Origin of the sequence: Xanthomonas bonasiae, assembly GCF_017163705.1 — a bacterium.
GTDB lineage: Bacteria > Pseudomonadota > Gammaproteobacteria > Xanthomonadales > Xanthomonadaceae > Xanthomonas_A > Xanthomonas_A bonasiae.
The window spans coordinates 179,604-204,074 of the sequence record NZ_JAFIWB010000005.1 but is presented as its reverse complement, the minus strand read 5'-3'; the positions used below and the strand labels follow the sequence as shown (position 1 = coordinate 204,074).

Sequence of the window (24,471 nt, the reverse complement as noted above, 5' to 3'; positions counted from 1 at the left end):
TCCGCTGGAGTCGTCCGAGGCCACCTCGTGGGCTCTGCACCAGGACATGCCAAGCAATCGCCCCAAGAGTCAGCCTTTGCCGGGAAATGCGTGGGTCGGTCGGCCAAACGATCTGGCCAGCGGATAGATTTGCATCGGAACTGGAGCGTGCTCCGGCCACGTCGGGCGGCGCCTGATCCTCTGGATCGTGCTCGCCGCCGAGCAAGGCGGTGCGTCCGGCATCGCATTCGTCCGGGATTCCGTGGGCTGGTATCCTGGACGCCAATTGAAGCGTTGCGGTCGGGTAGACCCCTTTGCTTGGCCGCACCACGCTGTACAGGTATCAGACATTCATGCTGACGCTGCAAGAACTGCTCGACCGCGATGATCCGGCGATGCCGCTGGTCAGGCAATGGCTTTCCGAAGCCAGCCGGCCGTTCGAGGTGCTCTCGCCTTCGCAACAACGCGATGGCGTTCTGCTCGGTCTCCAAGTCACGACCCGCTCCCCCATGGGCGCCATCGCGTACGAGACCGGCGGGCTGTTGATCGATCACGGCTGGCTGCGCATCCTCGGTTCGGGCCATCCCAAGTTGCCGCGCGACATCGTCGAGTGGAATGCTAGCCGCGCTTCGGGCCACCTATTGGTCGCAGACGATGTGGCCGGTGGCTTCTTCTCGGTGAACGGCGGCAGCCTGGGAAGCGACCTGGGTGCGATGTACTACTTCGCACCCGACACGCTGCGATGGGAAGCCTTGGATATCGGCTACACGGACTTCCTCCGCTGGGCGCTCAGCGACCGTCTGGACATTTTCTACGAAGGCTTGCGCTGGCCCGGGTGGGAGACAGACGTGAGGCAGGCCGGTGGAAGCCAGTGTTTCAGCTTCTTTCCGTTTCTTTGGAGCAAGGAAGGATCCGTTGCATCCAGCTCCCGCAAGCTGATCGACGTCGCCGAACACTACGCTTCCCATACAGGGTGGGCCAGCGAAGCGGAATGAACCCGTCCCCGCTTCGGGTAGCATCCACTGTCCAGCGCTGAAAGACATCTATCCAAACGCTGCACCACATCTCCCTGGGCGTTTCCGAAATCGAGCGCTCGGCGCGCTTCTACGACGCCGCGCTTCTGCCGCTCGGCTACGTGCGCGTAGGGGAAGACCTGACCCCGGGAGACGACGATCAAGCCGTCGGCTATGGCACTCCTGGTAGCGGCGACAAGCTGGCCATCAAGCTCAGGAGCGCGGATGCGCGAGCGCCCGGTCCCGGATTCCATCTGGCCTCCTCGGCGGATACCCACGCTGCCGTCGACGCATTTCATGCGGCGGCGCTATGCAACGGTGGTCAGGACAATGGTGCTCCCGGGCTGCGTCCGGACTACCGGGACAGCCACTACGCCGCATTCGTCGTCGATCCCGACGGCCATCGTCTTGAGGCCGTCCTCAACCCGATGCACTGACGCCGGGATACGCTCGAGGCCTCGTAGCGAGCGCGCGCATCGGTGCATCGATGGATGCCGTCGAGAAGCTTTCCGCGACTTCGTTCGCTCCTCCAACCGGACCCCATTCCGCATCGTTGCGCAACGCTGGTCGGCGATGGCGAGGTATCGGGAAATGCGCCGGCGAAGCTTCTTGTTATCCTGGCTCCCTTTTTTCATGGACGAACGCCGAGAACCATGTCCAACCACTCCTCGCCCCACATCGGGAAGATGTTGCTGGGCCTGCTGTTCGCCCTGATCGGCATCGGCTTGCTGGGCATCGCCGTCAATCTTGCGCTGGATCGGCACGCGTTCCTCGCCCGCGCACGCATCGCTGATGGCGTCGTCAGCCGTTTGAACGCCGGCGGTTCGCACCCTGAGATCGTCTTCACTACCGGTGCTGGCGAAAAAATTTCCTATCCCCAGGGCGGCTTGATCTCCGGCTATCGGCAGGATCAGCGGGTGCGGGTGCGTTACCTGCCCGAGCGGCCCGCAGGCAGCGCCATCGTCGATGATCCGGGCGCATTGTGGGGCGTCCCTGGGTTCCTGGGAGGTCTGGGCCTGATATTCGGCGGCGTCGGCTTGGCAAAGGCCGTTCGCTGGCGCAGCAGCGATACCGATCGTTCGCAGCAAAGGCGTTGAACGCAGGCGCCACACCACTTCGATGCCGATGATCGTAAGGTCGATGGCACCATCGGACCATAACGTGGGGATCCATCCGAGCGGCTAGGCGCTAGCGGCAGTTCTCCGAAGCCAGCGCCCTGGCGGCATCCTTGCTGTGCCCCCGATTAGGCTAGCGGCATCCCTCCGTCGCGAATGGCCCCCATGCGTCCAACCCAGCCTCTACGGATCGGCCTGCGCACGCACCCGCACTGCAGACCCGCGACGGCGTGCTGCACCTCAATCCCGGCAGCGCCGGGCCGCGCCGCTTCACTCTGCCAATCGGCGTGGGCTATCTGTATCTGGAGGCTGGCGGCGTCCGCGGCGAGTTGCACGCGCTGCCGCTGATCCAGGCGCGTGCGGTGGACCTGCCGCCGGCCTTGCTGCTGTTCTCGCTGTTCGGCATCGGCGTGCTGTTCGGACCGATGGGCGTGGTGTTGGCGGCGCCGCTGACCGTGGTGATCTACGTGCTGGTCAAGCACCTGTACGTTCACCATGCCCTGGACGACGCAGACGATACCGTTCCGGCGGATTGATCCGGCCGGGTAACGCGTAGACTCCGGATCTTCATGACCGATGCCGCCGCACAGCGGCGCCCAATGCGGACGTTATCCGATGCACCGCGCCACCCTGAGCTACGACAAAAAGCTGATCCGGCAAGCCGTGGCGAGCTACTGGTGGCGCGTCGTCGGGCTGCGCTATGTCGTCGCCCTGGCCTTGGTGGCGGGACCCCTCGTGTTCCTCGTTCGCGGCGGCAACGCCTCCTGGTTGGTCGGCGTCCTGGCAAGCGTACTGGCGCTCGGCATTGCCCTTCCCGTAGCGCTCTACGCCATCCACTATCGCAACTCGCTGCTCAAGCTCGATGCAATGGGCACTCCCCACGGCACGCTCGAGGCATCCGAAACCTCGCTGTCGCTTTCGTCCGGCGCCGGCACCACGACCATGCCCTGGTCGGCAGTCCGCGAAGTGTGGCGATTCGACTCCTATTGGCTGCTGCTGCTTTCGAAGTCTCAATTCGTCACCTTGCCTCTCGCCGACCTCAGCCCGGAAGCCGCGGAGTTCATCCGCACAAGGATCCTGGCTGCGGGCGGCAAGGTTTCCTGACGCCGGATACGGTCGCGGCCACCCGATGCCCCACTACTACAAACGCCGCTGGAATCAGTCCCGCGCCGATCGCTACGACGCATGGGGTCACTCCTGGTGGCTGTTCGAGACCGATGATGCGTTCTGGCCGAGCCGGCAGATCGAGATCTATGACGCCGGCCCGGTCCTGGTCTACCACCGCGACCGCCTTGAGGATGCGTATGGAGGCCTCAGTGCTGCGGCGCTCGATCCAGACGAGTTTGAGCCGTTTCGTATCGATCGCGCCGAGTTCGAGCACGAGTGGGCGAGCCACAAACCGCTCAATGGCACCTAAACTACGCGAGCCGGCGCCTCTGGCGCGGCGCTGACATATCGGGGCTGACAGGGACGTTGCGTGCCGCATTCTGGAATCTACATTCTCGGCCTATTGGCAGTGCTTTTCTCCGCGTTGCTCTGGCTGCGCAGTCGGCGCAGGCCCATGCGCTCCGCAGAAGAAGCCATTGCGACGACGTGGCTTGGCGTCAGGCGCCTGGTGATGCTTGGATGTTGCCTGCTGCTGGTTCTGGGCGCACTGCACAACGTGTCTCTCGCCTTCGCGCTGCAAGACGTTCGCCATGTCGGCTATGCGCTGCTGGGCGTCCTGCTTGCGCTTGCCGCCTACCAGGTCGGCCGCTATGGAAGGGCACGCAAGGGCTCCACGGCCGCGGAGGATATGCGGGTGCACGGCAAGCGGATGAAGAAGTACGGCTGGCGTTGGTAAGCTGCCCCTCGCGTCGGACCACGCGTCGAATCGTCCGATCCGCACCAGTCCCACACGCCATGGCATTCCGCTTCCGCAACGGCGTAGCCGCTCCACTCGACCAGGAACTCCGCAACATGCTCCATCACGTGTCTCTCGGCGTCGCAGACATCGAACGCGCCGCGCGCTTCTACGATGCCGTGCTGGGTGCGCTCGGCTATGTCCGGGTATGGGAAGACCTGAGTCCGGGGGGGACGACGACCAGGCCGTTGGCTATGGACTGCCCGGCGGCGGCGACAAGCTGGCGATCAAGCTGCGCGGCGCCGGTGCCCGCGCGCCCGGTCCCGGCTTCCACCTCGCCTTCGCCGCACCCAGCCGGGACGCGGTCGACGCGTTCCACGCGGCGGCGCTGCAGCATGGCGGCCACAGCAACGGCGCCGCCGGCCTGCGCCCGGACTACGGCCCGGACTACTACGCGGCGTTCGTGGTCGATGCGGATGGCCACCACATCGAAGCCGTCATCAATCGGGCGCTGTAAGCGCGGCGACACCGCGGCGGTTGGCGGGCGCTCGCCTGCGGTCCGATTGCTGCTGGCGCAATCTCGGGTCATGCCGTCGACCGATCGGCGGAAGTCGGCGACGGTCTGCGATACGGCCGCTGAACGCCACCCCGGCCAGCCGTCCCGCCCGCTTTGACTTGTCATTTGCGCGGCCCACACTGGCCGATGCCTTTCCCCCAATGCCCATGACACCGTGAAGAAGCCGCCCCAGGACCCCGTGTCCACCGACGCCGATGCCACTCCCGACAATCCGCAACGTCGTCGCCTGCTCGGCGGCCTGGCACTGGCCGGCGGCGCGCTGGCCATCGGCCCCGGCGAGGCCCTCGCCGAGGCGGCCAGACGCGCGCCGCAAAGCCCGCTGTCGGCCAGCGACCTGGACAAGCAGCTGCGCGAGAAGATCCAGCACGTGGTGGTGATCTACGCCGAGAATCGCAGCTTCAACAACCTGTTCCCGGACTTTCCCGGGCTGCAGCGGCCGCTGTCGGCGGTGACGCCGGCGCAGGCGCGGCAGGTCGATCGCGACGGCAGCGTGCTCGACATCCTGCCGCCGATCTGGGGCGGGCTGGCGCCGGACGAGCAGGTGGTGGACCACCGCCGCTACAAGATCGGCGAGGATGCGATCGGCCCGCTGCCCAATGCGCCGTTCCCGCTGCGCACGGCCGACGGCAAACCGCTGCCGCATGGCGTGGTCACCCGCGATCTGGTGCACCGCTTCTACGAGAACCAGATGCAGATCAATGGCGGCCGCAACGATGGCTTCGCCGCCTGGAGCGATGCCGGCGGGCTGGTGATGGGCCATTACGCCGACGCCCCGGCCACGCTGCGGCTGTGGAGCCTGGCGCGCGAGTACACGCTGTGCGACAACTTCTTCATGGGCGCGTTCGGCGGCTCGTTCCTCAACCACCAATACCTGGTCGCCGCGCAGGCGCCGTACTACCCGCATGCGGACACCAGCCCGGCGCGGCTGCAGATCAGCGCCATGGCCAGCGACCGGCCCGACGAGATCCGCCTGGCCGTGCAGGAGGATTCGCCGGACACCGCGCTCAACGGCAAGCCGCGCTTCGTGCGCAACGGCGCGCTGACCCCGGACTTCTGGGCGGTCAACACCCTGAGTCCGCCGTTCCAGCCCAGCACCAGCCAGGACCCCGCGCGCCCCGACTACGCCGCCCCCGACAGTCCCGACACCTTGCCGGCGCAGACCCATCGCCACATCGGCGACGCGCTCGATGCCAAGGGCGTGGACTGGGCGTGGTATGCCGGCGGCTGGGGCCTGGCGGTGCAGGGCAAGGGCGACACCGGCGACACCCCCGAGTTCCCGACCAGCCCCAATTTCCAGATCCACCACCAGCCGTTCAACTATTTCGCCAATCTCGCTCCCGGCACGGCCGCGCGCGCGCGGCGCCTGCGCGACGGCGGGCTGGGCGACAGCGCCCCGGACAACCGCTTCATCGCCGACGTGCAGGCCGGCGAGCTGCCGCCGGTGGCGTTCTACAAACCACAGGGCAACCTCAACATGCACGCCGGCTATTCCGACGTGGCCGCCGGCGACCGCCATATCGCCATGGTGGTGGACGCGCTGCGCAACGGTCCGCTGTGGGACAAGACGGTGGTGTTCATCACCTTCGACGAGAATGGCGGCTGGTGGGACCACGTGGCTCCGCCCAAGGCCGATCGCTGGGGGCCGGGCTCGCGCATCCCGGCGCTGGTGGTATCGCCGCACGCCAGGCGTGGCCATGTCGACCACAGCGTCTACGACACCGGCTCGATCCTGCGTTTCATCACCCGCCGCTTCGGGCTGGAGACGCTGCCGGGCCTGGCCGAACGGGAGCGTGCCATGCAGGCCGCCAGCGGGGTGCGCCCGGGCGACCTGACCGCCGCCCTGCACTTCGCCTGAGCCGGAGCCAGGGGAGAACGGTAGCCGCCTGCGCAGCCGGGCTATCGGCCTCCCATCAGGCCACCGCCGACGCCGCCCGTCTCGCCGCTGCGAATCGGCCGGATCTCCGACATCCACGGCCTGCTGCGGCCGCAGGCGCTGGCGGCGATGCGTGATCGCGTGGTCGTCGTGCACGCCGGCGACATCGGCAACCCCGTGATCCTCGATGCGCTGCCCACGCGCGCGTGGGTGCAGCGATCCGCGGCGACATCGATGCCGCGTCATGGGCGGGCGCTGCCCGACACGCTGGACGTCGGCATCGCAGGTACCCACCCGCACGCGCTACGCGGCGTTCGTGATGGATCCGGATGGCCGCCACATCGAAGCGGTCATCCATCGGGCGCCGCGATGCGACGCTGCGCGCCGCATCACGGCGGAACAGGGACGTAGCGGCCACACTCGCCGATGCGCCTGGCGACTCGGCCAGGATGCGCGGTCGCGAGCAGCCGGCCCGCGTGGCACGCGATTACGCCTCATCCACTCGGTAGCGGCCCGGCTGGGTCCAGGCGATGCGCAGGAACGGGCCGCTCAGCAATCCCTTGTCGCGCAGATAGCCGAAGACCTCTGCCGGGCACCACTCCCTTCCGGCGGCAAAGGCCAGGCCGAGTTCGCGCAGCGCGTGGAAGGCCTCGGCCTTTTCCGTATCGTCGCGCACCACCATGGCAGAGACGCCGGCCTCGCCGGTGCGTGCGAAACCGAGCGCACGTAGCGCCGCATCGTGTTCGTTACGCATCGCCCGGACCCGGATCGCGGCGGCGTCGGCCTGTTCCACGTAGGCCGCTGGTTCCCGATCAAGCGCTGCAGACATGCGGTTCTCGCGACGTGGTGAAGGAAGCCTTTCGCTCGGACCGGCACGCGGCCTTGCGAACGTGGGGTTTAGGCTAGCACTCCGTCCCGTTGCCAAGCCCTGCCGATGCCTACCGTGCCGCCGCTGCGAATCGGCCTGATCTCCGACACCCACGGCCTGTTGCGGCCGCAGGCGCTGGCGGCGATGCGCGATTGCGTCGCCATCGTGCATGCCGGCGACATCGGCAAGCCGGAAATCCTCGATGCGCTGCGCACGCTCGCGCCGCTGCATGCGATCCGCGGCAACATCGATACCGCGCCGTGGGCGCAGGCGCTGCCCGACACCCTGGACCTCGACATCGCGGGCATCCGCCTGCACGTACTGCACGATCTGAAGACGCTGGCGCGCGATCCCGCCTCCGTGGACGTGGTGGTCAGCGGACATTCGCACAAACCGCTGCTGCAGACCCGCGACGGCGTGCTGTACGTCAATCCCGGCAGTGCCGGACCGCGCCGTTTCAGCTTGCCGATCGGGGTGGGCTATCTGCATCTGCAGGCAGGCGGCGTCCGCGGCGAGCTGCACGCGCTGACCTGAAGCGGCGCTGCGCGATTCCGGGAAACGACGCGCGATCTACCGCGGCGGCGGCGGCCGGCTCGCGCGTTTGCCGACCTTGGCCGCCTTGGCCGGTTTGGGGGCGGGCAATGCCTGCGCCGTGGCGCGCAGCAAGCGCTGCAACAGGCTCCGGTCCTCCAGCCCCTCGTCGATCAGGTAATGCGGCTTGCCGCCAGGATACGGCGCCTGTTCGACCACATCGTCGAGCAGCGCGCGCCCGGCGGCGGTCGGCTTGACGAAGACCTGGTTGTCGCAGACGAACCCCACCACCTTGCCGTCCAGGTACAGCGCGTATTCGCCGAACATCTTCTTGCAGGTCAACGCGGCGCCGAGCGCCGCCTGTTCCATGACGTATTCCACGTAGCTGGCATCGGAGGCCATGTCGTCGCTCTGCGCTTGGGTCGATGCCGGATTCTGCATCGCGGCCGGGAAAGCGCAAGCGCCGGCGGCGCCGGGGTGCGCCGCACATCGGAAGCATCCTGCGCCACGCCGATACGCCCATGTCCGGGCGCCGAACCCCGTAGTCGCAACGGCCGCCGGCAACCGATACTGGAGCGCGTCGCAGATCCATCACGCGTGGCCGCATCGGCACCTGCCGCACTGGAATCCCTAATTGTTATAGAGTAACAATTCCACCCCGCCAACAACGTTCCCGGAGCACTCATGCGGCGTCTCGTCCTGGTTTCCAGCCTCGCCCTCGCGGTCTCCGCCTGCTCGCAGCAGGCCGCCGCTCCCGCCGCCAAGGACGCGCCGGCCGCGCAGACGCCGGCAGCGGCCGCCGCGGCACCGCCGTTGATCCCGCGCGACGTGCTGTTCGGCAACCCCGAGCGCAGCAGCGTGCAGCTGAGCCCCGACGGCAAGACCCTGAGCTGGCTGGCGCCGGTGGACGGCGTGCTCAACGTCTGGGTCGCGCCAGCCGACGCACCCGACAAGGCGCGCGCCGTCACCCACGACCGCGGCCGCGGCATCCGCTCCTATTTCTGGTCGTTCCTGCCCGACACCTTGCTGTACATGCGCGACAGCGGCGGCGACGAGGATTTCCACCTGTTCGCGCTCGACGTCGCCAAGGGCGGCAACGGCCGCGACCTCAGCGACTTCCCCAAGACCCGCGCGCGGGTGGTGGCGGTCAGCCGCACGCATCCGGAGTCGATCCTGGTCGGCATGAACGACCGCGACGCGCAGTGGCACGATCTGTACCGGGTCGACCTGGCCGGGGGCAAGCGCACGCTGCTGCAGAAGAACACCGATCAGATCGGCGAGTACCTGGCCGACGACGACTACCAGGTGCGGCTGGCGACGCGCTCGCGCGAGGACGGCGGCGAAGACCTGTTGCAGCCCGACGGCAAGGGCGGCTGGCAGAAGCGCGAGGAGATCCCGTTCGAGGATTCGCTGACCACCGCGCCGTCCGGCTTCAGCGCCGACGGCAAGACGCTGTACTTCGTCGATTCGCGCCAGCGCGACACCTCGGCGCTGTACGCGGTGGACGTGGCCAGCGGCACGCGCAAGCTGCTGTTCGAGGATGCGCGCGCGGACGTGGGCGGCACCCTGACCGATCCGCGCAGCGGCGTGGTGCAGGCGGTGGAATCGAACTACCTGCGCCCGGAATGGAAGGTGCTGGACCCGGCCATCGCCGCGGACATCAGGCAGCTGCAGGCGATCGGCCCGGGCGAGATCTCGGTGCTGACCCGCACCCAGGACGACCGCACCTGGATCGTCGCCTATTCCGCCGCCGATGCGCCGGCCACGTTCTATCGCTACGACCGCGTGCCGTCCGCTGCCGGCAAGCTGACCAAGCTGTTCGCCGCACGCCCGGCGCTGGAGGGGCAGCCGCTGGTGCCGCAGTGGCCGCAGGAGATCCGCTCGCGCGACGGCCTGACCCTGGTCAGCTACCTCACCCTGCCGCGCGAGGCCGATGCCAACGGCGACGGCAAGGCCGACAAGCCGGTGCCGCTGGTGCTGTTCGTGCACGGCGGGCCGTGGGCACGCGACGACTACGGCTATAGCGGCTACAACCAGTGGCTGGCCAACCGCGGTTATGCGGTGCTGCAGGTCAACTACCGCGGCTCCACCGGCTTCGGCAAGCGCTTCACCAACGCCGGCGATGGCGAATGGGCGGGCAAGATGCACGACGACCTGCTCGATGCGGTGCAGTGGGCGGTGCAGCAGGGCGTCACAACCAAGGACCAGGTCGCGATCATGGGCGGCAGCTACGGCGGCTACGCCACGCTGGTCGGGTTGAGCTTCACCCCGGACGCCTTCAAGTGCGGCGTGGACATCGTCGGCCCGTCGAACTTGAACACCTTGCTCAGCACCATCCCGCCGTACTGGAAATCCGGCTTCGAGCAGATGGCGCGGCGCATCGGCGATCCGCGCACCGAGGCCGGCAAGAAACTGCTGGACGAACGCTCGCCGCTGAGCCGCGCCGACCGCATCGCCAGGCCGCTGCTGATCGGCCAGGGCGCCAACGACCCGCGCGTGAAGCAGGCCGAGGCCGACCAGATCGTCAACGCGCTGAAGGCCAAGCAGATCCCGGTGACCTACGTGCTGTTCCCCGACGAAGGCCACGGCTTCGCCCGGCCGGAGAACAGCAAGGCCTTCAACGCGGTCAGCGAGGCGTTCCTGGGCAAGTGCCTGGGCGGACGCACGCAGCCGTTCGGCCAGGACCTGGTCGGCTCCAGCCTCAGCGTGCCGGACGGCGCGGCGCAGGTGCCAGGCCTGGAGGACGCGCTGAAGTCGCACACGCAGAGCGTGCGCAAGTAGGTCCTCGCCGACGCCGATGCGTGCCTCCCGTCGTGCACGCATCGGCGCCGTCGCGGCAGCGCCACGGCGGCGATGGCGCATTGCGCCGCGGCGATCATGACCGCGATATGCGATGGTGCGCCGACCAATCCGTCGGCGTGCAGTCCTTGGGCACTGCCCTCACACGGGCTCGCGGCGTTGCAGCCGTGGGGGTTCGCCTCGACGATGCGCGCGACGCCGCCGACGATGTCCAGCGGCGGATGGAAACGCTCTTCCCGCGCCTTGCGCATCCGCGCGGGCGGCGATCGCGCTGTGGGCGTCTCCAATCTCCGCTAGAGTTGGCCGCTGGCCGCAGGGTTGGCAAGGCGGGTCCGGAACGGGGAATATGGCCGATGCCGCGCGGGGGCGCAGGCAGCGTCGAACGCTCGATGCAGCGGCAACAGACGACATACGTCACGTGGCAGACAAAGGGGATGTCTCATGTGGAAGAAGTTCGGCGGTATCTTCGGCAAGACCGGCCTTGGCAAGATGTCCAATGGCGAATACCAGGCGAATCTAAGCGGAATCAACACGTTCTTCGGCGCCGTGCTGGGCCTGGTGCTCACCGGTACGGAACGGCTCGACGGCTGGCGGTTCGGCGTCGTGCTGGCCATCCTCGCCAGCACGGTCATCTCCATCCTGTTCATTTCCAACAGCCGGCACAGGATCGCGTATGCGGTCTACACGCTGCTGCTGGCGCTGACGATGCCGCAGATGATCGACATCATGCTCAAGGGGCACGATCTGCTGCCCGACAAGGTGCAACCCACCCTGCTCGTGTGGACCTTGATGACCATCATGGTGGAATTCTGGGGCCGCGAAAGCGGCCAGGCCGCCTCCACGGCCGCCTCCGATCCATCCAGTTGAGACGAATATGGCGCCCCTCAAGCGCATCGTCCAGTCGTTCTGATCCAGATGCGTCTCTTGTAACCCACCCAAATCGAATCGGCTGCGCTGGTTGATCGAATCGGATGCCACTTCCCATGAAAGCATGCACACGCTGGACGGTTGCGCTTGCGTTGTTTCTTCTGACGTCCTGCGCCACCGTGACGGCGCCGCTCTACACGTATCGGCCACGCCCCGTCCTCGCCCACCCGAGCGATGCCAAATTCGATTTCCAGGGCACGTGGGAAGGTGTGCTCGACGGATTCGACGCGCCCCGCTACGTGGATAGCGCAGGCTTTCCGAGACGCTTTCGCTTCGTCATTTCCCGCTGGCAAGTGCGGGTCTACAACGTGGTCAAGGGATCGTGGCAAGAAATGAAGCCGGGGCAGTTCCGCATGCGCAATTCCGGCCCGCATGCGCTCATCTACAGCACCACCTCGGGACGGGACGAGGATGGCGTCTGGGTTGAGTCGTCCTCATTCACGCTTGCGCGGACCTCCAACGACGAGATGATCGTCTATTGGCAGCGCACCGTGAACAATCTCGACGTTTCCCCTGACGATCAGTGGTATCAATTCGCCTGGGGCTACAGTGGCACCATGCACCGTGCGGTCGCCGGCGGCTGATCTCCGAAAAAAGCACGCCGCCGCCCCGTCGGGATGGCCCCGGCGATCGTCAGATCGCCACGATCATGGAAGCAGACCGGTTGGCGTGGACCACGCCGCCCCTCACCAATCGGTCGGCGCGTAATCCTTCAGGAACTGCCCCCACACGTGCTCGCCGGTGTTGAAGCCGTGGATGATCGGGTCGACGATGCGCGCGGCGCCGTCGACGATGTCCAGCGGCGGGTGGAAGCGTTCTTCCTGCACCTTGCGCGCGGCGATCTCGGCCGGGTCCTCGTCGGTGACCCAGCCGGTGTCCACGCTGTTCATGTGGATGCCGTCGTTCTGGTAATCGGCCGCCGAGGTCCGGGTCATCATGTTCAACGCGGCCTTGGCCATGTTGGTGTGCGGATGCCGGGTGGTCTTGAAGTTGCGGTAGAACTGCCCTTCCATCGCCGACACGTTGACGATGTGCTTGTCGCGCTCGGGCGTGCGCAGCATCAGCGGCTTGAGCCGCGCATTGATGATGAACGGGGCGATGGCGTTGACCAGCTGCGTCTCCAGCAATTCCACCGACGGCACTTCGGCCATCAGCAGGCGCCACGAGTTGCGTCCGCGCAGGTCCACCTGCTGCAGGTCCTGGTCCAGGCGCCCTTCGGGAAACAGGTGCTGCTGGCCGAGCAGTTCGTCGGCCAGCAACGGCACCTGCGACAGCTCGGCGGCACGGGTCAGCCCGTCGGCGCCGCTGATGCCATGGCCCTGGCCCGCCGACAGCGTGGTCGCCGACGCCGCCGGCAGCAGTTCCGGGCTGCGCAGGCCTTCGTAGTGACCGACCAGGCGGCGCACGTGCTCGGGCAGTTCGTGCAGCGCGGCGGTCTCGCCGGCCATCATGTGCGCGTAGAACTGCGGCGGCCGGCGCACGGTCTGGCAGGCGTTGTTGACGATGAAGTCCAGCCGCTCGCGCGTGGCCAGCAGCTGGCTGCAGAAGGCTTCGACGCTGGGCGTGTGGCGCAGGTCCAGGCCGAACACCTGCAGACGGTGGCCCCATTCGGCGAAATCCGGTTCCTGCGCGTAGCGCGCGGCCGAATCGCGCGGGAAGCGCGTGGTCACGATCAGCTCGGCGCCAGCGCGCAGCAGCTTCAGCCCGGCCTGGTAGCCGATCTTGACCCGGCCGCCGGTCAGCAGCGCCACGCGCCCGCGCAGGTCCGCGGTCTCGGTGCGCTTGAAGTAGTTCAGTTCGGCGCAGGCCGGACACATCTGGTCGTAGAAATGGTGCAGCTGGGTGAACTTCTGCTTGCACACGTAGCAGTGGCGCAGCTCGGGCGACTGCGCCGCCGCGGGTTCCTCGGCCGCGGCATTGCTGGCGTCGTGCAGGCCGGCGGCATGCGGCGGGAAGTAGTTCGGCGTGCTGAACACCGGCTTGCGCCGCAGCGCGCGGATGCCGGTCTGCTCGAGCAGCGCTTCGGCCTTGCGCACCTTTTCCTGGTGGCGTTCGCGCGCCTGCTGCTTGAGCAGTTGCCGGCGCGCCTTGGGCTCGGGGTGATAGACCTTGGCGACGACCTGGTGCAGGCGCACGCGGTCGGCCTCGGGCAGCGCGTCGAGCACGCTGCGGTCGGCATCGATGGCTTCGAGCAGGTCCAGGGCGACGCGCAGGCGCTCGGTCAGGGGCAGGGCGTCGGTGGCAGGGGGCGAGGCGGTGGTGTTCAAGACGGATCCGGAATGAGCGGCGGCGAGCCGTGGCGAAGGCGCGGCAGCAAGCCGACGAAAGGGCGGCGATGCAGCACGCCCGGCGCTTGCGGCGAACGGGCAACGGCAGCGCAGGGAGCGTTGCAACGGGCCGGGACAGGCCGGCCAGACGGTATTTTCGCCGATCCGGGGGTGTCGGCGCCATGTCGGCCCCGGATTGCGTCCCGATCCTGCCCGCGTCCCAACACGCCGCCGCTCACGCAGCACGGCGCCGGTGCCGCGCTCATGCGCCGTCGGCAGGCGCCTCGACCTTGCGTACCAGCGTCTGCCGCGGCTTCAGCGCGCGGCCTGCCGCATCGCGCGGCAGCATCGCCGGCACCGGCTTGCCGGTGCGCCGATCGAGCAGGCGCGAATGCGCCTCGCCCGGCGCGAACAGGTGCCGCTCGCCCCATTGCCGCAACGCCAGCAGCAGCGGGAACAGCTGCTCGCCTTTTTCGGTGAGCGCGTACTCCTGATAGGCGCTGCCATCGGCAGCCGGCCGCAGCGCCAGGATCTGCGCCTCGACCAGCAGGCGCAGGCGATCGGCCAGGATGTTGCGCGCCATGCCCAGGCTGCGCTGGAAATCGCCGAACCGGCAGATTCCGTCGAAGGCATCGCGCACGATCAGCAGCGCCCAGCGCTCGCCGATCAGCTCCACCGAACGCGCCACCGGGCATGGTTGGGCAGGGTGCTTGCTGCGTCTGGCCATGCTGGCTCCCATTCGCCAAGTGCGGCATCCAGTTGCATTTTAAAACCAAAATCGACACCCTGTCAGTGGTTTTTTATTGCAACCAGTTAGCCATGCACAGCCCCGTGCCGACCGTACCCAACCCCGAGCTCGCGCCGCCCGCGCTGCGCCGCGCGCAGGTGGCACTGTTCGCCTGCGCCAGCGGCGCCAGTGTGGCCAACGTCTATTTCGCGCAGCCGCTGCTCGACGCGTTGGCGGCGGAGTTCGGCATCGGTCAGGGCGCTGCCGGCGGGGTGATCGCCGCGACCCAGGCCGGCTGCGCGCTGGCGCTGCTGCTGGTGGTGCCGCTGGGCGACCGCCATGCGCGGCGCCCGCTGATGCTGTGGCAAGCCGGCGCGTTGCTGGCCGCACTGCTGGCGGTGGCCGCGGCACCGACGCTGCCGGCGCTGCTGGCCGGCATGCTCGCCGTGGGCTTGCTCGGCACCGCGATGACCCAGGGCCTGATCGCCTACGCCGCGGCCAGCGCCGCACCGGCCGAACGTGGCCGTGTGGTCGGCGCGGCCCAGGCCGGCGTGGTGATCGGCTTGCTGCTGGCGCGCGTGTTGGCTGGCGTCATCGCCGACCTGGCCGGCTGGCGCGGCGTCTATGCGGCATCCGCGGCGCTGACGCTGCTGTTGCTGCTGTGGCTGCGGCACGCCTTGCCCGCCCTGCCTGCGCCGCGACGGCCGCCCGGCCACGCCGCCCTGCTGCGCTCGATGCTGCACATGCTGGCGCACGAGCGCGTGCTGCAGATCCGCGGCGGCATCGCGCTGCTGATGTTCGCGAGTTTCTCGGTGTTCTGGACCGCGCTGGTGCTGCCGCTGAGCGCGCAGCCGCATGCGTACTCGCACACCACGATCGGCGCGTTCGGCCTGGTCGGGGCGATCGGCGCCCTGGCCGCAGCGCGCGCCGGGCGCTGGGCCGACCGTGGCTGGGCGCAGCGCTGCAGCGGGCTGATGCTGGCGTTGCTGCTGGCCTCGTGGTTGCCGCTGGCGCTGGGCATGCGCTGGCTGTCGGCACTGATCCTCGGCATCGTCGTGCTGGACATGGCGGGCCAGGCCATCCATGTCCTCAACCAGAGCCTGATCTTCCGTGGCGACGCGCAGGCGCACAGCCGGCGCGTGGCCGGCTACATGCTGTTCTACGCGCTCGGCAGCGGCCTGGGTGCGATCGCCGCCACCGCCACCTATGCGCATGCCGGATGGACGGGCGTGTGCATGTTGGGGGCGGCGACCAGCGCGGCGGCGCTGCTGTTCTGGGCGGCGACGCTGCGCTGGATGCCGGCGGAACCCGCTCGCTAGCCATCGTCGTCGCGCGCAACCGCCGTTGGCGTGGCATTTGGGAGCGACACCGGATGGCCTCGGCCATTCCTTGCCACAAGCGCCACCGGTAGCGCCCGTGGCGACTGACGCTCCCGCGCGTCTGTTGCAGCCTCTCCAGTGATCGCACGCTTGCGTGGCCGAGCACCAGCACAGCAGCCTGCCCTACGCGCACCAGCGCACCCACATCGAGCGAGATCGGCCCGTGTCCCTGACCTCGCGTCTGTCGTGGAAGTTCAGCAGCGCGCGCGGGTTGCCTGTTGCCGTGGCATTGGCGCTGGTCTTCGCCGCCATGCGTGCGGCAGGCACGCTGGCGCCGGCGCACTGGCGCTGGTTGCTGCCGCTCGGCTTCGTGTGCATGGCAGCGAGTCCGTGGCTGCTGCTGTCCCGTCCGGGGCGCCAGCAGATCGGATTGGTGCGGCCGATACGGCTCGCCTGGTTCGCGCCGTCGCTCGCGTTGGGGGCGCTGGCGGCCCTTGCATGCTTCGCACTCGTCGCCATCGCCTTCGGCAGCGGCGAGGACAACTGGTTCGTCAGCGTCGCGCGCAATTACCGCGACACGATTCCCCACCAGGGTTTCAGCACGCTGCAGCTGTTTCTGGTGGCCACCGTGCCCGCGCTGCTGTTCAGCCCGATCGGCGAGGAGATCTTTTTCCGCGGCCTGCTGCAACGCGCGCTGGAAGAGCGGTTTTCGCTACGCGCGAGCACCTGCATCGAAGCGCTGTGGTTCGGCCTGGTGCATCTTTGCCATCACGGACTGCTGGCGACCGCGGCCGGTATCCGCCTGCTGCCGCTGTCCGCTGCGCTGTGGGTCGGCCTGATGTTCTGCACGGCGCTGCTGTTCGCATCGCTGCGGCACCGCAGCGGTTCGTTGTTCCCTGCGATGGCCGCGCATGCCAGCTTCAACCTGGCGATGAACGCGTGCATCTTCGCTGCGCTGTGGCCGCCACATTGAACGAGCCGCATGGCGGCACGGTCGGCTGAGCGCGCGGAGCGCGGCCATGCCCGCGCGCACCGCTGGTGTCCGCATGCGGTTCAGCGCAGCGGCGCCTGCGCGAACTCGCCGCGCTGCAGCTTGGCCACGTCGTTGCCCTGCGCGTCCTTCGCCTGCAGATCCGCGCCCTTGGCAGCGAGGTCCTTCAGCACCTCGGTGCGCTGGAACAGGGCCGCGTACATCGCTGCGGTCTGCCCGGCGTTGTTGCGCTGGTCGGGCGCGCAATCGGCCTGCATCAGCCGCTTGGCGATCGCCAGCTCGCCCTTGAAGATCGCGCCCATCAGCGCGGTGTTGCCGCGCCTGTCCTGCGCGCACGGATCGGCGCCGGCCTGCAGCAATTGCTCCACCGCCGGCTGCTGGCCGTGGTAGGCGGCCAGGATCAGCGCGGTATAGCCCTTGTCGTCGCGGGTGTTGAGGTCGTAGTGCGCCCGGATGAACTCGGCCAGCATGTCCTGGCGGCCTTCGCGCGCGGCATCGAAGAAGTAGTCGCGCAGTTGCGCCTGGACCTTGGCCGGGTCGGCGGGTGCGGGCGCGGCAGTCGCCGAGACGGCGACCAGGCTCAGGACGAGAAGAAGGAAGCGACGCATGCTCGGTCTCCGACAAAGAGGGCGCAGCGCAGCGCGGCCTGGGGGAGGCGCCGCCGCGCTGCGCTGCGAACGATCAATCCTGCAACTGCGCGGCCAGCTGCTTGACCCGCGCCAGATCGCCCTTGGCGACGCGGGCGACACCGCTGCCGTAGGCCGGATCGGCCTTGTACAGGAACGACAGCATGATGTGCTTGCTGGCGTCGTCGGTGCCGGCCAGCGATTCGCCGAAGCTCTGGATCAGGTCCTGCTGCTCTTTCTTGCTGTAGCTGCGGAACAGATCGCCGGCCTGCTTGAAGTTCTGCTCGCGGACGATCTTCGCCTGCTGGGTGGTGCCCGACAGCGGCAGCTGGCTGTAACGCGCGTTCGGATCCTGCGGACGCGGGCTGAGCCGGCTCGGTTCGTAGTTGACGCCGCTGGCGGTGGCGCCGGCGTTCATCGCGCCGTCCTGATTGCCGTTGTTGACCGCCACCAATGGCCGGTTCACCGGCAGGCTCAGGCCGTTGGTGCCGACGCGGTACAGCTGGGTGTCGGCATAGGAGAAGATGCGGCCCTGCAGCAGGCGGTCTTCCGACGGTTCGATGCCCGGCACCAGGTTGGCCGGCGCCATCGCCACCTGCTCGGTCTCCTGGAAGAAGTTGTCCACGTTCCTGTTCAGCACCATCTGCCCGATCTTGCGCTCGGGGACGTCGGGCCAGATCTTGGTCGCGTCCAGCGGATCGAAGTCGAACTTGGCCAGGTCTTCCGGCTTCAGTACCTGGATGTACAGGTCCCACTTCGGATAGTCGCCCTGCTTGATCGCGCCGACCAGGTCGTTGGTCAGGTGGCTGTAGTCCTTGCCCTGCACCTGCGCCACCTGCTTCGGATCCAGGTTCTTCAGGCCCTGCAGCGACTTCCAATGGAACTTGACGTAGTGCACCTCGCCCTGCGCGTTGACCAGCTTATAGGCATGCACGCCGTTGCCGTCCATGAAGCGGTAGCCGGCCGGCGTGCCTTCGTTGGAGTACAGCAGGGTCAGCGTGCGCGTGGCTTCGGGCACGTGCGAGAAGAAATCGAAGCGGCGCGAATCGTCGTCCAGGTTCGTGCGCGGATCCGGCTTGAACGCATGCACCATGTCCGGGAACTTGATCGCATCGCGGATGAAGAAGGTCGGGAAGTTGTTGCCGACCAGGTCCCAGTTGCCTTCGCTGGTATAGAACTTGGTGGCGAAGCCGTGCGGGTCGCGCAGCGTCTCCGGCGAGTGGTTGCCGTGCACCACCGAGGAGAAGCGCACGAACACCGGGGTCTTCGCGCCGGCAGCGAACACCTTGGCCTTGGTCAGGTCGGAGATGTCGGCGCTGGCGGTGAACTCGCCATGCACGCCGGTGCCGCGCGCATGCACCACGCGCTCGGGGATGCGCTCGCGGTCGAAACGCTGCAGCTTCTGGATCAGCTGCACGTCCTGCAGCAGGGTCGGGCCGGTGGCGCCGGCGGTCTGCGAGTTCTGGTTGTCGCCGACCGGCGCGCCGTTGTCGCGCGTGAGCGTGGACTGCGCGAACCCGGCGGGGACGATCAGGGTCTGCGACAGCAGGGCGAGCACCAACAGTGTTCCAGGGCGCATGGCGTCAGCTCGTGTTGAGGGAGCTGAATGATGGCGGTAGCGTCGTGCGCGGAGAATTCGTTAGTTGCTATGGAAGCGATAGGCGCGGCAGATACAGCGCCGGCGATGTGATTGCGGTCTCCGATAGCGTGGGCGATGCATTGCAAGTTCGACGACACACATCGCACGCGCAGCGCAGCAACGGAAAACCGACATCAAAATGTAGACGATGCCGGCGAACCTGCCGTGCCGCGCGCGCCGAGCGCAGCCGCATTGCGCGCCGCCGCCAACCCAGGAGAGATTCCGATGCATGACCACACGACTGTGCGTGTAGAAGAGCGCCGTTCGCGCGCGCGCGGCGCGCTGCGCTGGATCGCGCTGTTGCTGCTGTGCATGGCCGCCCTCGTCGCCGAGGCCGATGCAGCGACCCGGACCTTCGCACATCCCGGCTTGCTGCACAGCGCACAGGATCTGGCCCGTATCCGGGAAAAACTCACCCTCTCCGCCGCCCCCTGGCAAGCAGGATGGGAACGCCTGATCGCCAACCCGCATGCCTCGCTGGACTGGAAGCCGCGCCCTGTGGAGATCGTCTACCGCGGCTACGACGGCCAGCATCCGGAGAACTACACACTGCTGTACCGGGATGCCGCGGCCGCCTATGCATTGGCGCTGCGCTGGAAGCTCGGCGGCGACAGCCGCTATGCCGACAAGGCGATAGAGATCATGAATGCCTGGTCGGGCAAGCTCACCGCGATCCGCGGCACCAGCGACGCGGCGCTGGCCGCCGGCATCTACGGCTACGAATTCGCCAATGCCGGCGAACTGATGCGCGACTACACCGGCTGGAACGGGGATGACTTCAATCGCTTCAAGCAGATGATGCTGGACGTGTTCTATCCGATCAATCACGACTTCCTGGTCCGCCACAACAACGCGCAGATCGACCACTACTGGGCGAACTGGGATCTGGCGCAGCTCAATGCGATCCTCGCCATCGGCGTGCTCACCGACCGCGCGGACCTGTACGACGAGGCGATCGACTACTTCAAGCACGGCGCCGGCAATGGCAGCCTGGCCAAGGCGATCTGGAAGCTGTATCCGGCGCAGGGCATGGGCCAGGTGCAGGAGAGCGGACGCGACCAGGGCCATGCCACGCTGGTGATCGCGCTGCTCGGTTCGCTGTGCCAGATGGCCTGGAGCCAGGGCGATGACCTGTTCGGCTACGACGACAACCGCGTGCTCAAGGGCGCCGAATACGTGGCCGCCTACAACGTCTGCGACACCGATGGCGACCGCTGCGACGACACCCTGGCGCTGCCGTACACCCCCTACAGCAACAGCGATGTCACGCAGACGACGCTCTCGCCGAACGGGCGCGGCACGCTGCGCCCGGAATGGGAGCTGCTGTACAACCACTACGTGGTGCTGAAAGGCCTCAAGGCACCGTACCTGACCAGATTCGCCGCCAAGGTCCGCGCCGAGGGCGGCGGCGGCGACTACGGCCCCAACAGCGGCGGCTACGACCAGCTCGGCTACGGCACCTTGCTGTACAGCCTGCAGCAGACGCCATAGCGCCGGCCTTCGCGATCGCTACCCGATCACCCGCTTGAACGGCGGCAGCGCATCGATGATGCGCTTGCCGTAGCGCTTGGTCAGCAGGCGCGAATCGAGAATGATGACCCGGCCGTGGTCGCTGGAACTGCGGATCAGGCGGCCGGCGAACTGGGTCAGCGTACGCAGCGCATGCGGCACCGCGATCAGGTTGAAGGCGTTGAGGCCGCGGCTTTCGAACCATTCGCCGAGCGTGGCGGTCTGCGGGTCGGTCGGCACCGCGAACGGCACCTGGGTGATGACCACGGTGGTGCAGGCCTCGCCCGGCAGGTCCAGGCCTTCGCCGAAGGAATTCAGGCCGAACAGCACCGAGCCTTCGCCGGCGCCGATGCGGCGCATGTGCTCGCCGATCATCTGCGACTTGGAGCCATCGCCCTGCACCAGCACGCGGTTGCGCTGCGCGATCGGCAACAGGTCGGCGACCTTGAGCATCTTCCAGCGCGAGGTGAACAGCACGATCGAGCCCTTGCCCCAGTCCAGCTCCTTGACCAGGTAGCGCGCGACCTCGCGCGGATGGCCTTCGCGGTCGTCCGGCGCCACCGGGAATTTCGGCACGATCAGCTCGGCCTGGTTGGGCAGGTCGAACGGCGAGGACAGCGACACCATTTCCGCATGCGCGGGCAGGCCGTTGTCGATCGCCAGCGCCTGGAAATCGCCGCCGCCGGTCAACGTGGCCGAGGTCAGCACCGCCGAGTCCACTTCGCTCCACAACAGCGCGCGCAGCACCTGCGCGGCCGACACCGGCGAGCAATGGCAGACCAGGTCGGCATCGCGCGACAGGGTGATCCAGCGCGCCATCGGCGCCTGCCCGTCCTGGTCCTCGCGGCGCCAGCCCAGCCATAGCGCGTATTGCTGCTCGACCATCTCCAGGGCCATGCCCAGGCTGCGCTGCAGGCGCTCCTTGGCCGCGTCCTCCTGCTTGGACTTGGCCACCAGCTGATGCGCGGCCTGCACCCAGTTGAGCAGCGCGGCGGTGTCCTGCGCCTGCGCATCGATGAAGGGTTTCCAGTCCTCGGGCAGGCGCCCGTTGGGCGCGCGCCACATCGGTTCTTCCTGGCCCGGGTCCGGCACCCAGGCGCGTTCGATCTCGGCGCGGAAGCTCTTCAGCCCCTTGCTGACCTGGGTCGCCAGTTCGATCGCTTCGTTCGGCAACTGGTTGCCGATGGTGTCCTTGTCGGCCAGCCGATAGGCGGCGCCGACCAGCGCCTGCAGGCGGCCGGTGCGCCGCGCCATGTCGTCCAGCGCCAGGTTGGCCGCGCCCTGGTCGATGGCCACGCCGGCGATGTGGTGGCCTTCGTCGAGCACCAGCAGCATGTCCGCCGGCGGCGCGATCAGCGGCTGGCCGTTGTCGCTGTCGCCCAACGCCAGCGCCGACAGCAGCAGCGCATGGTTGGTGACCACGATCTGCGCATCGCGCACGTCGCTGCGCGCCTTCAGCACCGGGCACTGCACCGCGAACGAGCAGCGGCGCCCGGCACAGCCGGCGGCGTTGGTGGTGATCCGCGCGCGCAGCGACGCCGGGATCGGTTCCGGCGCGGTGTCCAGGTCGCCGTTCCAGGTCTTGTCGGCGTAGGCCTTGGCCAGCGCGCGCGCCTGCTCGGCCTCGGCCGGGCTCAGCGGGCGGTCGTACAGCGGCGCCTCGTCCTCGAACATGCTGTTCTGCGCGGCGTCGCCATGCAGCTCGGCGACGTTGCGCGCGCACAGGTAGCGGGTGCGGCCCTTGGCCAGCGCCACCGTCGCCTCGATGCCGGTGGCCTTGAGGAAGGCGGGAATGTCGCGCTCCACCAATTGCGACTGCAATGCCACGGTGCCGGTGCTGATCACCAGCTTCTTCTTGCTGGCCAGCGCGATCGGCACCCCGGCGGTGAGGTAGCCCAGGCTCTTGCCGACGCCGGTCGGCGCCTCGGCCACGCCGACGCCGCCGGAGGTGCCCAGCGCGCGCGACACCACCCCGATCATCTGGCTCTGCGCGCGGCGCACCATGAAGCCGGGCGTGTTGGCCTGCAGCTTGGTGTAGGCGTCGCGGATCGCCAGCTTCATCGGCTCGGTCAGCTGGCGCTGGGGGGTGTCGGCTGCGCGGGCCGCGGCCGCTGTGGCGTCATCGTTCATGCCGGCATTTTCTCACGTCCGGTCGCAACTACCGCGACCGGGCATGCGCCTGCCGATCAGCCCGGTGCGCTCTGCTTGCGCGGCAGGGTCAGCCACAATGCCTGCAGCAGCAGCGCCAGGCCGATGGCGAACAGAAGATCCTGCAGCAGCTTGATCGCGGTGTCCGCCCACATGTCGCCGGAGAAACCGGTGATCAGCCGCACCACGCCCACCACTGCCACCAGAAACATCGGCAGCATCACGTTGGCCAGCAGCACCACCAGCCCCCACTGCAACAGGGTGCGCGGGCGGCCGGGTGCGCAGCGCAACAGCAGCAGGAAGCCGAGCAGCAGGATGCCGAACTTGGCGGCCAGGCCGACACTCCCGGCCACCAGCGCAAAATCCACGAAATGGTTAAGGCGCATCGCGATCGTTCCGGCTACGGCAGGCGTGACCACATGGTAGCAACACCGACAGCTGCTGCGACCAACGCGGACGGCCCGTGCTAGCGCGGCAAGGCAAACCGCAGCGCCAGCACCACCAGCAGCATCGCCACCGCATGCAGCAGGGTGAACACCGCCTGCAGCATGCCGTACCAGACCGCGTAGCTGGAGAAGTTCCCGCCCTGCGCGACGATCCACATCGGCAGCAGCGAGGTCACCGTGCCGCACAGCCCGCCGAGCAGCAGCAGGCTCAAGCCCCACAGGCCCAGCGTGCGGGCGCGGCCGGGGCGGCGCGTGGCCAGCAGCACCAGGCCGGTGCCGAGCACGATCAGGATCGGCAGCTGGAAGCCCACCGTGGTCAACAGCTGCATCACGAATCCATCGTCCATCGGAATCTCCGTCTAGCCACGAAAACAAGCGCCGGGGCGCAGAGATCAGTCGGCGCTGACCAGCACCGCGTCGCGCGCACGCAGCGCGGCGTAGACCGGGTCGGTGTCCGGGCGCACGCCGTGCCAGCGCTCGAAGCTTTCGGCCGCCTGCTCGACCAGCATGCCCAGCCCGTCCACGGTATCGCGGCAATGCGCCGCACGCGCCCAGGCCAGGAACGGAATCGCGACCTCGCCGTAGTTCAGGTCCACCGCCAGGGTCATGCTGTTGACCAGCGACAGCGGCAGCGAGAATCCCGCGCTGTCGTCGCGGCCGGCCGCGGTGGCATTGACGATCAGTTCGAAGTCGCCCAGTTCGCGCAGGTCTTCCCAGTAGCGGGAAATGGCCCGCGCCGGTTCGCCCAACGCATCGACCAGCGCATCGGCGCGCTCGGGCGACCGGTTGACGATCAGCAACTGCTGCACGCCGGCCTCCAGCAGCGCCGGCGCCACGCCGCGCGCGGCGCCGCCGGCACCGATCAGCAGCGCGCGGCGGCCGCGCAGGTCCAGGCCGTTGCGCCCGGTCAGGTCGCGCACCAGGCCGGCGCCGTCGGTGTTGTCGCCGTGCCACTGCCCGTCGCGGAAGCTGAGCGTGTTGACCGCCCCGGCGCGCTGCGCGCGCTCGCTGTGGACCACGCTCAGCGCGTATGCGGCTTCCTTCAGCGGCAGGGTCACGTTGGCGCCCGCGCCGCCTTCCGCGGCAAAGGCCGCCAGCGCCGCCGCGAAGCCGTCCGGCAGGGCGTCGATCGCGTCGTACTGCAGGGCGATGCCGGTCTGCTTGGCGAAGTCGGCATGGATGCGCGGCGACAGCGAATGGGTGACGGGATGGCCGAACACGGCATAGCGGGATGTGGGCATGGAACGCTCGTTGGTTGTTTTAGACTGGTCGCG

General features: G+C 68.2%; 24 protein-coding genes and 2 pseudogenes. 16 read left to right on the top strand and 10 right to left on the bottom strand.

Annotated elements, in window-relative coordinates; genetic code table 11:
• Positions 1-332: 332 nt before the first annotated feature.
• The 9 genes and pseudogenes from JR064_RS07900 to acpA all read left to right on the top strand — a co-directional run bounded on the left by JR064_RS07900 (position 333) and on the right by acpA (position 6,382).
• Entirely contained in the window at positions 333-974 is a 642-nt protein-coding gene (locus JR064_RS07900; RefSeq protein WP_179571006.1) for a DUF2625 domain-containing protein, read from the top strand.
• Between the two features lie 50 nt (positions 975-1,024).
• Positions 1,025-1,429 carry a VOC family protein gene (locus JR064_RS07895; protein WP_425510279.1) on the top strand — a complete coding sequence of 135 codons (405 nt, stop codon included), beginning with the start codon at positions 1,025-1,027 and terminating at the stop codon, positions 1,427-1,429.
• Positions 1,430-1,645: 216 nt separating this feature from the next.
• Complete coding sequence (locus JR064_RS07890) at positions 1,646-2,089, top strand: DUF3592 domain-containing protein (protein ID WP_206229345.1); 444 nt, start codon at positions 1,646-1,648, stop codon at positions 2,087-2,089.
• Between the two features lie 353 nt (positions 2,090-2,442).
• Positions 2,443-2,643 (top strand): annotated as a pseudogene (locus JR064_RS07880) (AI-2E family transporter); the annotation flags it as partial.
• 79 nt (positions 2,644-2,722) lie between these two features.
• The gene (locus JR064_RS07875) at positions 2,723-3,211 is read left to right on the top strand and encodes a YcxB family protein (protein ID WP_241092913.1); all 489 of its coding nucleotides are present in this window, start codon (positions 2,723-2,725) and stop codon (positions 3,209-3,211) included.
• Between the two features lie 25 nt (positions 3,212-3,236).
• Entirely contained in the window at positions 3,237-3,524 is a 288-nt protein-coding gene (locus JR064_RS07870; RefSeq protein ID WP_206229343.1) for a hypothetical protein, read from the top strand.
• Positions 3,525-3,668: 144 nt separating this feature from the next.
• The gene (locus JR064_RS07865) at positions 3,669-3,950 is read left to right on the top strand and encodes a hypothetical protein (protein ID WP_206229342.1); all 282 of its coding nucleotides are present in this window, start codon (positions 3,669-3,671) and stop codon (positions 3,948-3,950) included.
• 116 nt (positions 3,951-4,066) lie between these two features.
• Positions 4,067-4,467: pseudogene (locus JR064_RS07860) on the top strand (VOC family protein).
• A 214-nt stretch (positions 4,468-4,681) separates the two neighbouring features.
• The gene (gene acpA / locus JR064_RS07855) at positions 4,682-6,382 is read left to right on the top strand and encodes an acid phosphatase (protein ID WP_206229341.1); all 1,701 of its coding nucleotides are present in this window, start codon (positions 4,682-4,684) and stop codon (positions 6,380-6,382) included.
• A gap of 505 nt (positions 6,383-6,887) precedes the next feature.
• On the opposite strand, the gene JR064_RS07850 is transcribed toward acpA, so the two are convergent.
• Positions 6,888-7,229 (bottom strand): hypothetical protein, encoded by a 342-nt coding sequence (locus tag JR064_RS07850; protein ID WP_206229340.1) that lies wholly within the window; start codon positions 7,227-7,229, stop codon positions 6,888-6,890.
• A gap of 105 nt (positions 7,230-7,334) precedes the next feature.
• Here JR064_RS07850 and JR064_RS07845 point away from each other — a divergent pair, with 105 nt between their 5' ends.
• Positions 7,335-7,802: a metallophosphoesterase family protein gene (locus JR064_RS07845; RefSeq protein ID WP_206229339.1), complete on the top strand. Its 468-nt coding sequence runs from the start codon at positions 7,335-7,337 to the stop codon at positions 7,800-7,802.
• A 36-nt stretch (positions 7,803-7,838) separates the two neighbouring features.
• Here JR064_RS07845 and JR064_RS07840 read toward each other — a convergent pair whose 3' ends face one another.
• Entirely contained in the window at positions 7,839-8,201 is a 363-nt protein-coding gene (locus tag JR064_RS07840) for a TfoX/Sxy family protein (protein WP_241092912.1), read from the bottom strand.
• 282 nt (positions 8,202-8,483) lie between these two features.
• Between JR064_RS07840 and JR064_RS07835 the strand changes: the two genes are divergently transcribed.
• The 3 genes from JR064_RS07835 to JR064_RS07825 all read left to right on the top strand — a co-directional run bounded on the left by JR064_RS07835 (position 8,484) and on the right by JR064_RS07825 (position 12,109).
• Positions 8,484-10,580, top strand: a complete 2,097-nt coding sequence (locus JR064_RS07835) for a S9 family peptidase (protein ID WP_206229337.1) — start codon at positions 8,484-8,486, stop codon at positions 10,578-10,580.
• A gap of 459 nt (positions 10,581-11,039) precedes the next feature.
• Positions 11,040-11,465 carry a hypothetical protein gene (locus tag JR064_RS07830; RefSeq protein ID WP_179571018.1) on the top strand — a complete coding sequence of 142 codons (426 nt, stop codon included), beginning with the start codon at positions 11,040-11,042 and terminating at the stop codon, positions 11,463-11,465.
• Positions 11,466-11,581: 116 nt separating this feature from the next.
• Entirely contained in the window at positions 11,582-12,109 is a 528-nt protein-coding gene (locus tag JR064_RS07825; protein ID WP_241092911.1) for a hypothetical protein, read from the top strand.
• Positions 12,110-12,211: 102 nt separating this feature from the next.
• Here the strand turns inward: JR064_RS07825 and JR064_RS07820 are convergent, their stop codons facing one another.
• Both JR064_RS07820 and JR064_RS07815 read right to left on the bottom strand, forming a co-directional pair.
• On the bottom strand, positions 12,212-13,792 hold the full coding sequence (locus tag JR064_RS07820; protein ID WP_191825900.1) for an SDR family NAD(P)-dependent oxidoreductase: 1,581 nt from the start codon (positions 13,790-13,792) through the stop codon (positions 12,212-12,214).
• A 262-nt stretch (positions 13,793-14,054) separates the two neighbouring features.
• Positions 14,055-14,519 (bottom strand): winged helix-turn-helix transcriptional regulator, encoded by a 465-nt coding sequence (locus JR064_RS07815; RefSeq protein WP_191825901.1) that lies wholly within the window; start codon positions 14,517-14,519, stop codon positions 14,055-14,057.
• Between the two features lie 92 nt (positions 14,520-14,611).
• On the opposite strand from JR064_RS07815, the gene JR064_RS07810 reads away from it, so the two are divergent.
• Both JR064_RS07810 and JR064_RS07805 read left to right on the top strand, forming a co-directional pair.
• Positions 14,612-15,838, top strand: coding sequence for an MFS transporter (locus JR064_RS07810; protein WP_206229336.1), 1,227 nt, complete (start codon positions 14,612-14,614; stop codon positions 15,836-15,838).
• 223 nt (positions 15,839-16,061) lie between these two features.
• On the top strand, positions 16,062-16,811 hold the full coding sequence (locus JR064_RS07805) for a CPBP family glutamic-type intramembrane protease (RefSeq protein ID WP_206229335.1): 750 nt from the start codon (positions 16,062-16,064) through the stop codon (positions 16,809-16,811).
• Positions 16,812-16,891: 80 nt separating this feature from the next.
• Here JR064_RS07805 and JR064_RS07800 read toward each other — a convergent pair whose 3' ends face one another.
• Positions 16,892-17,437 (bottom strand): ankyrin repeat domain-containing protein, encoded by a 546-nt coding sequence (locus tag JR064_RS07800; RefSeq protein ID WP_191825904.1) that lies wholly within the window; start codon positions 17,435-17,437, stop codon positions 16,892-16,894.
• Positions 17,438-17,510: 73 nt separating this feature from the next.
• Positions 17,511-19,034, bottom strand: coding sequence for a catalase (katB, locus tag JR064_RS07795; RefSeq protein WP_206229334.1), 1,524 nt, complete (start codon positions 19,032-19,034; stop codon positions 17,511-17,513).
• A gap of 285 nt (positions 19,035-19,319) precedes the next feature.
• Between katB and JR064_RS07790 the strand changes: the two genes are divergently transcribed.
• The gene (locus JR064_RS07790; RefSeq protein WP_206229333.1) at positions 19,320-20,585 is read left to right on the top strand and encodes an alginate lyase family protein; all 1,266 of its coding nucleotides are present in this window, start codon (positions 19,320-19,322) and stop codon (positions 20,583-20,585) included.
• 18 nt (positions 20,586-20,603) lie between these two features.
• Here JR064_RS07790 and dinG read toward each other — a convergent pair whose 3' ends face one another.
• The 4 genes from dinG to aroE form a co-directional block, all read right to left on the bottom strand.
• Positions 20,604-22,733 (bottom strand): ATP-dependent DNA helicase DinG, encoded by a 2,130-nt coding sequence (dinG, locus tag JR064_RS07785; RefSeq protein ID WP_206229332.1) that lies wholly within the window; start codon positions 22,731-22,733, stop codon positions 20,604-20,606.
• 56 nt (positions 22,734-22,789) lie between these two features.
• On the bottom strand, positions 22,790-23,137 hold the full coding sequence (locus JR064_RS07780) for a hypothetical protein (protein ID WP_191825907.1): 348 nt from the start codon (positions 23,135-23,137) through the stop codon (positions 22,790-22,792).
• A gap of 80 nt (positions 23,138-23,217) precedes the next feature.
• The gene (locus JR064_RS07775; protein WP_206229331.1) at positions 23,218-23,544 is read right to left on the bottom strand and encodes a hypothetical protein; all 327 of its coding nucleotides are present in this window, start codon (positions 23,542-23,544) and stop codon (positions 23,218-23,220) included.
• 45 nt (positions 23,545-23,589) lie between these two features.
• Complete coding sequence (gene aroE, locus JR064_RS07770; protein ID WP_206229330.1) at positions 23,590-24,438, bottom strand: shikimate dehydrogenase; 849 nt, start codon at positions 24,436-24,438, stop codon at positions 23,590-23,592.
• Positions 24,439-24,471 lie beyond the last annotated feature (33 nt).